Genomic DNA, 12,621 nt, shown 5'->3' with positions numbered 1-12,621 from the left:
GAAAAGCTATGGCTAAAGAAGAATTCGTGCGTACCAAACCGCATGTTAACATTGGTACAATTGGTCATGTTGACCATGGTAAGACTACTCTGACCGCTGCTATCTCTAAGGTATTGAACGAGAAGCTCGGTACATCTGAGGCAGTTAAGTCATTCGATCAGATTGATAATGCTCCTGAGGAGAAAGAGCGTGGTATCACTATCAACTCTGCTCATATTGAGTATGAGACAGAAAAGCGTCACTATGCACACGTTGACTGTCCTGGACACGCTGACTATGTAAAGAACATGGTTACTGGTGCTGCTCAGATGGATGGTGCTATCTTGGTAGTTGCCGCTACTGATGGTCCTATGCCACAGACACGTGAGCACGTACTTCTTGCACGTCAGGTAAACGTACCTCGCTTGGTTGTTTTCTTGAACAAGTGCGATATGGTTGACGATGAGGAGATGCTTGAGCTCGTTGAGATGGAAGTTCGTGAAATCCTCGAGCAGTATGGTTACGAAGAGGATACTCCAATCATCCGTGGTTCTGCTCTCGGTGCTTTGAATGGCGTTGAGAAGTGGGTTAAGTCTGTTGAGACTTTGATGGATACAGTTGATGAGTGGATCCAGGAGCCAGAGCGCGAGATTGATAAGCCATTCTTGATGCCTATCGAGGATGTATTCTCAATTACAGGTCGTGGTACTGTTGCTACAGGTCGTATTGAGACAGGTCGTTGCAAGGTAGGTGACGAAGTTCAGTTGCTCGGTCTTGGTGAGGACAAGAAGTCAGTTATTACTGGTGTTGAGATGTTCCGTAAGATCCTTGCTGAGGGTGAAGCTGGTGATAATGTAGGTTTGCTTCTCCGTGGTATCGATAAGGCTGAGGTTAAGCGTGGTATGGTAGTTGTACACCCAGGTGCTATTACTCCTCACGATCACTTCAAGGCTTCTATCTATGTATTGAAGAAGGAAGAGGGTGGTCGTCACACTCCATTCGGTAATAAGTATCGTCCTCAGTTCTATCTCCGTACTATGGACTGTACAGGTGAAATCAAGCTTCCAGAGGGAGTTGAAATGGTAATGCCTGGTGATAACGTAGAGATTGAGGTAGAGTTGATCTACAAGGTTGCTTTGAACGAGGGTCTTCGTTTCGCTATCCGTGAGGGTGGTCGTACAGTAGGTTCTGGTCAGATTACAACAATTCTCGACGATATCAAGTAATTTAGATTTATCTAATTTGCTATATATATTAGATTCCCCTCCTAAGGGAGAGGGAGTCTTTCTACGGGTTTAGCTCAGTTGGTAGAGCACTGGTCTCCAAAACCAGGTGTCGAGGGTTCGAGCCCTTCAACCCGTGCTAAATAGAAGATAATATGAATAAAATAGTAAATTATTGCAAGGCATGTTACGATGAACTTGCGCATAAGACTACTTGGCCATCACGTGCCGAACTAACTCATAGTGCAATGGTTGTATTATCTGCTTCCCTAGTCATTGCACTTGTTGTGTTCGCGATGGATTCTATTTTCAAAGCCTTTATGGGTGTAGTTTATCCAGGTTAATTTTTTAAGGAAATGGCAGACGCAGGAAATAAATGGTATGTGCTTAAAGCCGTTAGTGGCAAAGAGGCTAAGGTGAAAGAATACATCGAAGCTGAAATGAAGCACAATGACTTACTAGCAGCAAATGTTTCTCAGGTGTTGATACCAGTTGAGAAACATGCAACTGTGCGTAATGGAAAGAGAGTCGTTAAAGAAAAGGTTTCTCTTCCAGGTTATGTTTTTGTGGAGGCCAAACTGAAGGGTGATGTCGCACATACGTTGCGTTTCCTCCCTAATGTTTTGGGTTTCCTTGGAGGTTTGGATGAACCAACACCTGTTCCACAACGCGATATCAATCGTATGTTGGGTTCTGCAGAGGAGACTGAGTTTGAGGAGAATCTTGATTGTCCTTACTTGGTTAATGATACCGTTAAGGTTATGGAAGGTCCATTCAGTGGTTTCAGCGGAATCGTTGAAGAGGTTAATGCTGAAAAGCATAAGCTGAAAGTTACGGTTAAGATCTTCGGACGTAAAACTCCGTTGGAATTAGGTTTTATGCAAGTAGAAAAGGAATAGGATTCTGTTACGAGAATTTTAGATCCTTTTATAAGTTTCAATTTTAAATATTAACAAGAAAATGGCTAAAGAAGTTGCTGGATTAATCAAATTACAGATTAAAGGTGGCGCTGCGAATCCTTCACCTCCAGTAGGACCTGCACTGGGTTCTAAGGGTATTAATATTATGGGATTCTGCAAGGAATTCAACGCCCGTACCCAGGACAAAGCAGGTAAAGTGTTGCCAGTAGTTATTACTTATTATACTGACAAGTCTTTTGATTTTATTATCAAGACTCCACCTGCTGCAGTTCAATTGAAAGAGGCTGCCAAAATCAAGTCAGGTTCTGCTCAGCCTAATCGTCAGAAGGTTGCTTCTCTTACTTGGGATCAGGTAAAGGTAATCGCTGAGGATAAGATGAAGGACTTGAACTGCTTTACTGTAGAATCAGCTATGAAGCTCATCGCTGGTACTGCAAGAAGTATGGGTATTACTGTAAAAGGGGACTTCCCTGGTAAATAATTTAAAACTTCAATTAGAAAAATGAGTAAACTGACAAAAAATCAAAAATCAGTAGCTGATAAGGTTGAAGCAGGGAAGGCATACACATTGAAGGAGGCTTCAGAGTTGGTAAAGGAAATTACCACTACCAAGTTTGATGCATCTCTTGATATTGATGTACGCTTAGGTGTTGATCCACGTAAGGCTAACCAGATGGTTCGTGGCGTTGTTTCATTGCCAAACGGAACAGGTAAGGTTACTCGCGTGCTCGCACTCTGTACTCCTGATCAGGAAGCTGCTGCTAAGGAAGCAGGTGCTGATTATGTAGGTCTTGACGAATACGTTGAGAAGATTAAGGGTGGTTGGACAGATATTGATGTCATCATCACAATGCCTTCTTGCATGGGTAAGATTGGTCCTTTGGGTCGTGTACTCGGTCCTCGTGGTTTGATGCCTAACCCTAAGAGTGGCACTGTAACTATGGATGTTGCTAAGGCAGTAAAGGAAGTTAAGCAAGGTAAGATTGACTTTAAGGTTGATAAGGCTGGTATTATCCATACTTCAATCGGTAAGGTTAGCATGACACCTGAGCAGATCTACGGAAATGCTAAGGAGTTCATCAACACAGTTATCAAGTTGAAGCCTGCTGCTGCTAAAGGTACATATATCAAGAGTATCTTTATTTCTAGCACTATGAGTAAGGGTATCAAGATTGATCCTAAATCAGTTGAATAACTCTAAAAGTTTTGTAAAATGAAGAAAGAAGTTAAAGATACTATTATCGCTGAACTTGGACAGAAGTTGCAGGAGTTTCCTCATTTCTATCTTGTAGATGTTACAGGATTGAATGCAGAGAAGACAAGCGCACTCCGTCGTAAGTGCTTCCAGAGCGAGATTAAGATGGTTGTTGTTAAGAATACCTTGCTTCACAAGGTTTTCGAGGCATCAGATATCGATTTCTCTGAGCTCTACGGCTGCTTGAAGGGTACAACTGCTGTAATGTTTGCTAATACAGCTAATGTACCAGCTAAGTTGTTGAAGGAATATGACAAGGAAGATGTTCCAACATTGAAGGCTGCTTATGCAGAGGAAAGCTTCTACGTTGGCGCAGACAAACTTGCAGAGCTTTCAGCTCTCAAGAGCAAGAACGAAGTTATCGCAGAGATTGTTGCTTTGCTCCAGTCACCTGCAAAGAACGTTGTTTCAGCTCTTCAATCAGGAGGCAACACTATTCATGGTGTGCTTAAGACATTGGGCGAGCGTCCTGAGTAATCAATCACAATGTTATCATTAATTATAGTATAAACAAAAATAAAATTTAGAATAAAATGGCAGATATCAAAGCTATTGCAGAAGAGTTAGTAAATCTTACTGTTAAGGAAGTTAATGAGTTGGCAACAGTCCTCAAGGACGAGTATGGTATTGAGCCTGCTGCTGCAGCTGTAGCTGTAGCTGCTGGTCCTGCTGCTGGTGGTGCAGCTGCAGCTGAGGAGAAGTCTACATTCGACGTAGTCCTCGCTGAGGTTGGTGGCGCTAAGCTCCAGGTTGTAAAGGCTGTTAAGGAGGCTTGTGGTCTCGGTTTGAAAGAGGCTAAGGATCTCGTAGACGGTGCTCCTTCTACAATCAAGGAAGGTGTAGCTAAGGACGAGGCTGAGAACCTTAAGAAGGCTATCGAAGAGGCTGGTGCTAAGGTAGAGCTCAAGTAATTAGAGTAATACATTTTTTATATAAATGGTTAGGATTCTCCAAGTAGGTGAGTCCTAACCTTTTTGTGTCTTTTATTATATTATTAATAAAACCCATTTAATAACTTCTAATGGCTACAAAAATTGTTGATAACAGAGTAAATTTTGCCAGCGTGCATAATCCGTATCCATATCCGGATTTCCTCGATGTGCAGTTAAAGTCTTTCAAGGACTTCTTACAGTTGGATACTCCGCCTGAGGAACGCAAGAATGACGGTTTGTATAAGGTGTTCTCTGAGAACTTCCCTATTACCGATACACGTAACAATTTCGTTCTTGAGTTCTTGGATTACTATATCGACCCTCCTCGCTATTCTATTGATGAGTGTTTGGAGCGTGGTCTTACATATAGTGTACCTTTGAAGGCTAAGATGAAACTGTATTGTACTGATCCTGATCATGAGGATTTCGGTACATTTATTCAGGATGTGTTCCTTGGTACTATCCCATATATGACCGATAATGGTACTTTCGTGATTAATGGTGCTGAGCGTGTTGTTGTTTCTCAGCTTCATCGCTCTCCTGGTGTGTTCTTTAGCCAGGGTGTTCATGCAAATGGTACCATGCTTTATTCTGCTCGTATCATTCCTTTCAAGGGAAGCTGGATTGAATTTGCAACTGACATTAACAATGTAATGTATGCATATATCGATCGTAAGAAGAAGTTGCCTGTAACCACATTGTTGCGTGCTATTGGTTACGAACAGGATAAGGATATTCTTCAGATTTTTGATCTCGCCGAGGAGGTGAAGGTTAACAAGAAGAATATGAAGGCTGCTATTGGTCGTAAGCTTGCTGCTCGTGTTTTGAAGAGTTGGAATGAGGACTTCGTTGATGAGGATACTGGTGAAGTAGTATCTATCGAGCGTAATGAAGTAATCATGGAGCGTGAGACTGAACTTACTGCTGATAATATTGAGGAGATTGTTGAGAGTGGAGCGCAGACTGTTCTGCTTCATAAGGATGAGGAAGCTGCCAACAAGTTTACTATTATCTTCAATACTTTGGCAAAGGATCCAAGTAACTCTGAGAAGGAAGCTGTTAACTATATCTATCGTCAGTTGCGTAATGCTGATCCTGCAGATGACGCAAGTGCACGTGAGGTTTTCCAAAACCTGTTCTTCTCGGATAAGCGTTATGATCTGGGTGAGGTAGGTCGTTATCGTATCAATAAGAAATTGAATCTTGATACTGATATTGATGTTCGTGTCTTGACTAAGGAAGATATTATTGAGATCATTAAATATCTTATTCAGCTGATTAACTCTAGTGCAACAGTTGACGATATCGACCACTTGTCTAATCGTCGTGTTCGTACTGTAGGTGAGCAGTTGGCTAACCAGTTCTCTATTGGTTTGGCACGTATGACCCGTACTATCCGTGAACGTATGAATGTTCGCGACAATGAGGTGTTTACTCCAACAGATTTGATTAATGCTAAGACAATCTCTAGTGTTATCAATTCTTTCTTTGGAACTAATCCATTGTCACAGTTCATGGACCAGACTAACCCTCTGGCTGAGGTAACTCATAAGCGTCGTCTTTCTGCCTTAGGTCCTGGTGGTTTGTCTCGTGAGCGTGCCGGTTTCGAAGTTCGTGATGTACATTATACACACTATGGTCGTCTTTGCCCTATTGAGAGTCCTGAAGGTCCAAACATCGGTTTGATTTCTTCTCTCTGTATGTATGCAAAGATTAATGATCTTGGTTTTATTGTTACTCCTTACCGTAAGGTGAATGATAGCAAGGTCGATATGGCTAATGAGGATGTTGTATACTTGACTGCTGAAGATGAAGAATCTAAGATTATCGGTCAGGGTAATGCGCCTTTGACTGTTGATGGTTCTTTCATTCGTGATGTAGTAAAGTGTCGTCAGGATGCTGATTATCCTGTTGTAGGTCCGGATCAAGTTGATTATGTTGACGTCTCTCCACAGCAGATTGCTTCTGTATCCGCAGGTTTGATTCCATTCTTGGAGCATGATGATGGTCACCGTGCGTTGATGGGATGTAACATGATGCGTCAGGCTGTACCATTGCTTCATAATGATGCACCAATAGTTGGTACTGGTCTTGAGAAGCAAGTTTGTGAGGATTCTCGTACTATGGTTACTGCAGAAGGTGAGGGTGTTATCGAATATGTTGATGCTACAACTATCCGTATCCTTTACGATCGCACAGAAGACGATGAGTTTGTAAGCTTCGAACCAGCTTTGAAGGAGTATCGTATTCCTAAGTTCCGTCGTACCAACCAGAATATGACCATCGACTTGCGTCCTATCTGTAATAAGGGACAGCGTGTAAAGAAGGGTGATATCCTGACTGAGGGTTATGCGACAGAAAACGGTGAGCTGGCTTTGGGCCGTAACTTGCTTGTAGCTTATATTCCTTGGAAGGGTTACAACTATGAGGATGCTGTTGTTATTTCTGAACGTATGGTTCGTGATGACGTATTGACATCTGTACATGTTGACGAATACTCTCTTGATGTCCGTGAAACTAAGCGTGGAGTAGAGGAATTCACATCTGATATCCCTAATGTCAGCGAGGAAGCTACAAAGGATCTTGATGATAATGGTATCGTGCGTGTTGGTGCAAGAATTGAACCAGGTGATATCATGATTGGTAAGATTTCGCCTAAGGGTGAAAGTGATCCTTCACCAGAAGAGAAGTTGCTTCGCGCTATCTTTGGTGATAAGGCTGGTGATGTGAAGGATTCTTCATTGAAGGCAAATCCATCATTGAGTGGTGTTGTTATTGACAAGAAGTTGTTCTCTCGTGCTATCAAGACCCGTGAGTCAAAGAAGCAGGATAAGATTATTCTTGCTAAGATTGATGAGGAGTATGAGGCAAAGGGTGATGACTTGAAGGATATCCTCGTAGACAAGTTACTTACGCTTACAGAAGGTATGACTTCTGAGGGCGTTAAGGATTATACAGGTGCTGAGATTATCACCAAGGGCAGTACCTTTACTGCTACAGCGTTGAAGAATTTGGAGTATGATGGTGTTCAGTCTAATAAGTGGACTAAGGATGAGCATACCAATGGCTTGATTCAGAGACTTATTATGAACTATATCCGCAAGTATAAGCAACTTGATGCTGAATTAAAGCGTCGTAAGTTTGCTATCACTATTGGTGATGAACTTCCATCAGGTATTCTTCAGATGGCTAAGGTATATATTGCTAAGAAACGTAAGATCCAGGTTGGTGATAAACTTGCCGGTCGTCATGGTAATAAGGGTATTGTGTCTAAGGTAGTTCGTTTGGAGGATATGCCATTTATGGCTGACGGTCGTCCTGTTGATATGGTATTGAATCCATTGGGTGTGCCTTCACGTATGAACCTTGGTCAGATCTTCGAGTGTATCTTGGGTGCTGCAGGTAAAAAGTTGGGTGTAAAGTTTGCTACTCCTATCTTTGATGGTGCTAAATTGGATGATCTCTCTGAATGGACAGATAAGGCAGGCTTGCCACGTTTCTGCTCAACTTACCTTTATGATGGTGAGACTGGAGAGCAGTTTGACCAGCCAGCTACTGTTGGTATGACATACTTCTTGAAGTTAGGTCATATGGTTGAGGATAAGATGCACGCTCGTTCTATCGGTCCATACTCTTTGATTACACAACAGCCACTTGGTGGTAAAGCACAGTTTGGTGGTCAGCGATTCGGAGAGATGGAGGTCTGGGCTATCGAGGCATTCGGTGCAAGCCACGTTTTGCAGGAGATCCTGACTGTTAAGTCAGATGATGTTGTAGGACGTAGCAAGGCATACGAAGCAATCGTAAAGGGCGATCCAATGCCAACTCCTGGTATTCCTGAGTCACTTAACGTATTGCTCCATGAGCTTCGTGGCCTTGGTTTGAGCATCAAACTTGATTAATTTTGAGAACCCCTAATTTATATATAGAAACATGGCTTTCAAAAAAGATACAAAGGTAAAGAATAATTTTACGAAGATTACCATCGGTCTCGCTTCGCCAGAGGAGATCTTGGAAAATTCGTATGGTGAGGTTACTAAACCGGAAACCATTAATTATCGTACATATAAGCCGGAGCGTGATGGCTTGTTCTGTGAGCGTATTTTTGGTCCTACTAAGGACTATGAATGCGCCTGCGGCAAGTACAAGCGTATCCGTTATAAGGGAATCGTCTGCGACCGATGCGGTGTAGAGGTTACAGAGAAGAAAGTTCGTCGTGAACGCTCTGGTCACATTGAGCTTGTCGTACCTGTTGCTCATATTTGGTATTTCCGTTCTCTTCCAAATAAGATTGGTTACCTTTTGGGTATGCCGACCAAGAAACTTGATGCTGTCATTTACTACGAGAAGTATGTAGTTATCCAGCCTGGTATTCTTGAGGGAAAGACTGATGCTGATGGTCTTGAATTGAACGGTTCTCACAAACTTGATCTCTTGTCAGAAGATGAATATATGGCTCTTCTTGACCAGTATGATCCTAATGGTGACAATGAACTTTTGGACGATACGGACCCTAATAAGTTTATAGCAAAAATGGGTGCTGAAGCAATTTATCAGTTGCTCCAGAATGTAGACCTTGACTCTTTGTCATACGAACTCCGCGATCGCGCAAATAACGATTCAAGTCAGCAGCGTAAAACTGAGGCTCTGAAGCGTCTGCAAGTTGTAGAAGGTTTCCGTGCTAGTAAAGGTATTAACAAGCCAGAATGGATGATCATGAAGATTATTCCTGTTACTCCACCAGAGCTTCGTCCGTTGGTACCATTGGATGGTGGTCGTTTTGCAACATCAGACTTGAATGACCTCTATCGTCGTGTGATTATCCGTAACAACCGTTTGAAGAGATTGGTTGAAATCAAGGCTCCTGAGGTTATTCTCCGTAACGAGAAGCGTATGTTGCAGGAGGCTGTTGACAGCTTGTTCGACAACTCACGCAAGAGTTCTGCTGTAAAGAGTGAGAGCAATCGTCCTTTGAAGTCACTCTCTGACTCTTTAAAGGGTAAGCAGGGTCGTTTCCGTCAGAACTTGCTGGGTAAGCGTGTTGACTATTCTGCCCGTTCTGTAATCGTTGTAGGTCCAGAGTTGAAGATGGGTGAGTGTGGTCTTCCAAAACTGATGGCTGCAGAGCTTTACAAACCATTTATCATCCGTAAGTTGATAGAGCGTGGTATCGTAAAGACTGTAAAAAGTGCCAAGAAGATTGTTGATCGTCGCGAGCCAGTTATCTGGGATATTCTTGAGAATGTAATGAAGGGTCATCCGGTTATGTTGAACCGTGCCCCTACGCTTCACCGACTCGGTATCCAGGCATTCCAGCCTAAGATGATTGAGGGTAAGGCTATTCAGTTGCATCCATTGGCATGTACAGCGTTCAACGCCGACTTCGATGGTGACCAGATGGCTGTTCACCTTCCATTGAGCAATGAGGCTGTTTTGGAGGCTCAAATCCTGATGCTTCAGAGTCATAACATTCTCAACCCAGCTAATGGTGCGCCTATCACCGTTCCTTCTCAGGATATGGTGCTTGGTCTTTACTATATTACTAAGATTCGTCCAGGTGCAAAGGGTGAGGGCTTGACATTCTATGGTCCCGAAGAGGCATTGATTGCTCGTAACGAGGGCCGATGTGATCTTCATGCTTTGATTAAGGTTGTAGTTGACGACTTGGTTGATGGTACAATCCAGAAGCGAATGGTAGAAACTTCTGTTGGACGTGTCATCGTTAATGGTATCATTCCTGATGAAGTTGGCTTCTTCAATGATGTGATTTCCAAGAAAACCCTCCGTGGTTTGATTTCTAATGTTATCAAGGCTGTTGGTATGGCTAAGGCTTGTGAATTCCTCGATGGAATCAAGAACTTAGGTTATCGTATGGCTTATGTCGCAGGATTGTCATTCAACCTTGGTGATATTATTATTCCACCAGAGAAGGAAGCTATTGTTGAGCGCGGTCGCAAGGAGGTTGAGGAAATTACCAATAACTATAATATGGGTTTCATCACCAACAAGGAACGATACAACCAGGTTATTGATGCGTGGACTCACGTAAATACAGATTTGGGTAATATCTTGATGAAGGAGATGACCGAAGCTGACCAGGGATTCAACGCCGTATACATGATGCTTGATTCCGGAGCCCGTGGTTCTAAGGATCAGATTAAGCAGTTGTCTGGTATGCGTGGTTTGATGGCTAAACCTCAGAAGGCTGGTGCAGAGGGCGCGCAGATCATCGAGAACCCTATCCTTTCTAACTTTAAGGAGGGTATGTCTGTATTGGAGTACTTTATCGCTTCTCACGGTGCCCGTAAGGGTCTTGCTGATACCGCTATGAAGACTGCCGATGCCGGTTATTTGACTCGTCGTCTTGTAGACGTTTCTCACGATGTTATCATCACCGAAGAGGATTGTGGTACATTGCGTGGCTTGGTTTGTACAGCTTTAAAGAATGGTGATGAGATTATTTCATCTCTTTATGAGCGTATTCTGGGTCGTGTATCTGTACATGATGTTATTCATCCAACTACTGGTGAACTGATTGTCAGATCTGGTGAAGAAATCACCGAGGCTAAGGCAAAGGCTATTGATGAATCTCCTATCGAGAGTGTTGAAATTCGTTCTGTTCTCACATGTGAGAGCAAAAAGGGTGTCTGCATGAAGTGCTATGGCCGTAACTTGGCAACAGCCCGTATGGTACAGTTGGGTGAAGCCGTTGGTGTCATCGCTGCTCAAGCTATTGGTGAGCCAGGTACTCAGTTGACTCTCCGTACATTCCACGCCGGTGGTATTGCATCTAACGCTGCTGCCAATGCTAAGATTGCCGCGAAGAATAAGTCTCGTATCGAGTTTGACGAGTTGAGCACAGTACCATTCGTAGAGGAAGACGAGGAAGGCAACGATATCAAGTGCGAAAAGGTAGTAAGCCACTTGGCTGAAATCCGTTTCGTGGATCCTAATACAAACATCGTTCTTGCAACTTTGAATGTTCCTTACGGTTCTTCTTTGTATCACAAGGAGGGTGAAATCGTAGAGAAGGATACCGTTATCGCCCGTTGGGATCCATTCAATGCCGTTATCGTCAGCCAGTATGCCGGTACATTGAAGTTCAATGACGTTCAGAAGGATCAGACTTATCGTGCTGAGGTCGATGAGACTACAGGTTTGGAGGAGAAGATTATCACCGATTCCAAGAATAAGGCAATGGTTCCATCTTGTGATGTTATCGATGCTAATGGTGAAATCCTTGGTACATACAACTTCCCTGTAGGTGGTCACTTGGCTGTTGAGGATGGACAGACAATTAATACCGGTGAGGTTTTGGTTAAGATTCCTCGTGCTGTAGGTGGTGCAGGTGATATCACTGGTGGTCTCCCTCGTGTAACTGAGCTTCTTGAGGCTCGCAACCCTTCTAACCCTGCTGTTGTATCTGAAATCGATGGTGAGGTAACTATGGGTAAGGTAAAGCGTGGCAACCGTGAGATCATCGTAACATCTAAGACTGGCGATCAGAAGAAGTATCTTGTATCTCTTTCTAAGCAGATCTTGGTACAGGAACATGATGCTGTACGTGCTGGTACTCCTCTTTCTGATGGTAGTGTAACTCCTGGCGATATTCTCGCCATCATGGGTCCTACCGCTGTTCAGGAGTATATTGTTAACCAGATCCAGGACGTTTACCGTCTTCAGGGTGTGGCTATTAATGATAAGCATTTTGAGGTTGTGGTACGTCAGATGATGCGTAAGGTTCGTATTGACGATCCAGGTGATACTACCTTCTTGGAGCAAGAGTTGGTTGATAAACTTGACTTTGCCGAAGAGAATGATCGTATCTGGGGTAAGAAGGTTGTTACTGACGGTGGTGATAGTGAAAGTCTCAAACCAGGTCAGATCATAACGGCTCGTAGATTGCGTGATGAGAATTCTGCATTGAAGCGTCGCGACTTGAAACTTGTACAGGTTCGTGATGCCGTATCTGCAACTTCTACACAGATCCTCCAGGGTATTACTCGTGCTGCTCTTGGTACTAAGAGCTTTATGAGTGCTGCATCATTCCAGGAAACTACTAAGGTTTTGAATGAGGCTGCTATCCGTGGTAAGGTTGATTACCTTGAGGGTATGAAGGAGAATGTAATCTGTGGTCACTTGATTCCTGCAGGTACTGGTCTTCGTCAGTGGGATAAGCTCATCGTAGGCTCTAAAGAAGAATATGAGCGTATGCAGGCTAATAAGAAAAATGTGCTCGACTATGCTGATTCTCCAATAGGAGAATAATCGTAGAATAGAGTACTATATAATATATAAATAGGTATAATGAG

9 protein-coding genes and 1 tRNA gene are annotated in these 12,621 nt (G+C 43.1%); all 10 read left to right on the top strand.

Annotated elements, in window-relative coordinates; translation table 11 throughout:
• The first annotated feature begins 8 nt into the window (after positions 1 to 8).
• The 10 genes from tuf (at position 9) to rpoC (ending at position 12,577) form a co-directional block, all read left to right on the top strand.
• Positions 9 to 1,205, top strand: coding sequence for an elongation factor Tu (gene tuf, locus ACWJAO_RS13355; protein ID WP_449140593.1), 1,197 nt, complete (start codon positions 9 to 11; stop codon positions 1,203 to 1,205).
• Positions 1,206 to 1,268: 63 nt separating this feature from the next.
• Positions 1,269 to 1,341 (top strand) — tRNA-Trp (locus ACWJAO_RS13350).
• Between the two features lie 16 nt (positions 1,342 to 1,357).
• Positions 1,358 to 1,546: a preprotein translocase subunit SecE gene (gene secE / locus ACWJAO_RS13345; protein ID WP_006848848.1), complete on the top strand. Its 189-nt coding sequence runs from the start codon at positions 1,358 to 1,360 to the stop codon at positions 1,544 to 1,546.
• Between the two features lie 12 nt (positions 1,547 to 1,558).
• Positions 1,559 to 2,101, top strand: a complete 543-nt coding sequence (gene nusG / locus ACWJAO_RS13340) for a transcription termination/antitermination protein NusG (RefSeq protein ID WP_006848847.1) — start codon at positions 1,559 to 1,561, stop codon at positions 2,099 to 2,101.
• A gap of 61 nt (positions 2,102 to 2,162) precedes the next feature.
• On the top strand, positions 2,163 to 2,603 hold the full coding sequence (gene rplK / locus ACWJAO_RS13335; RefSeq protein ID WP_006848846.1) for a 50S ribosomal protein L11: 441 nt from the start codon (positions 2,163 to 2,165) through the stop codon (positions 2,601 to 2,603).
• A gap of 21 nt (positions 2,604 to 2,624) precedes the next feature.
• The gene (gene rplA, locus ACWJAO_RS13330; RefSeq protein WP_117586709.1) at positions 2,625 to 3,317 is read left to right on the top strand and encodes a 50S ribosomal protein L1; all 693 of its coding nucleotides are present in this window, start codon (positions 2,625 to 2,627) and stop codon (positions 3,315 to 3,317) included.
• Positions 3,318 to 3,335: 18 nt separating this feature from the next.
• The gene (gene rplJ, locus ACWJAO_RS13325; RefSeq protein WP_449140592.1) at positions 3,336 to 3,854 is read left to right on the top strand and encodes a 50S ribosomal protein L10; all 519 of its coding nucleotides are present in this window, start codon (positions 3,336 to 3,338) and stop codon (positions 3,852 to 3,854) included.
• A 56-nt stretch (positions 3,855 to 3,910) separates the two neighbouring features.
• Positions 3,911 to 4,288, top strand: a complete 378-nt coding sequence (gene rplL, locus ACWJAO_RS13320; protein ID WP_006848843.1) for a 50S ribosomal protein L7/L12 — start codon at positions 3,911 to 3,913, stop codon at positions 4,286 to 4,288.
• 110 nt (positions 4,289 to 4,398) lie between these two features.
• Positions 4,399 to 8,211, top strand: coding sequence for a DNA-directed RNA polymerase subunit beta (rpoB, locus tag ACWJAO_RS13315; protein WP_022122142.1), 3,813 nt, complete (start codon positions 4,399 to 4,401; stop codon positions 8,209 to 8,211).
• Between the two features lie 31 nt (positions 8,212 to 8,242).
• Positions 8,243 to 12,577, top strand: coding sequence for a DNA-directed RNA polymerase subunit beta' (gene rpoC, locus ACWJAO_RS13310; protein ID WP_287819544.1), 4,335 nt, complete (start codon positions 8,243 to 8,245; stop codon positions 12,575 to 12,577).
• Positions 12,578 to 12,621: the final 44 nt, after the last annotated feature.

This window comes from Segatella sp., from assembly GCF_977051555.1.
Note: the sequence above shows the minus strand (reverse complement) of the source record. Positions and strands in the feature narration are given on the sequence as shown.

Bases quoted from the DNA above. Each gene is read 5' to 3' on its own strand.
- tuf (WP_449140593.1), top strand. From the start codon at position 9: ATGGCTAAAGAAGAATTCGTGCGTACCAAACCGCATGTTAACATTGGT.
- secE (WP_006848848.1), top strand. From the start codon at position 1,358: ATGAATAAAATAGTAAATTATTGCAAGGCATGTTACGATGAACTTGCG.
- nusG (WP_006848847.1), top strand. From the start codon at position 1,559: ATGGCAGACGCAGGAAATAAATGGTATGTGCTTAAAGCCGTTAGTGGC.
- rplK (WP_006848846.1), top strand. From the start codon at position 2,163: ATGGCTAAAGAAGTTGCTGGATTAATCAAATTACAGATTAAAGGTGGC.
- rplA (WP_117586709.1), top strand. From the start codon at position 2,625: ATGAGTAAACTGACAAAAAATCAAAAATCAGTAGCTGATAAGGTTGAA.
- rplJ (WP_449140592.1), top strand. From the start codon at position 3,336: ATGAAGAAAGAAGTTAAAGATACTATTATCGCTGAACTTGGACAGAAG.
- rplL (WP_006848843.1), top strand. From the start codon at position 3,911: ATGGCAGATATCAAAGCTATTGCAGAAGAGTTAGTAAATCTTACTGTT.
- rpoB (WP_022122142.1), top strand. From the start codon at position 4,399: ATGGCTACAAAAATTGTTGATAACAGAGTAAATTTTGCCAGCGTGCAT.
- rpoC (WP_287819544.1), top strand. From the start codon at position 8,243: ATGGCTTTCAAAAAAGATACAAAGGTAAAGAATAATTTTACGAAGATT.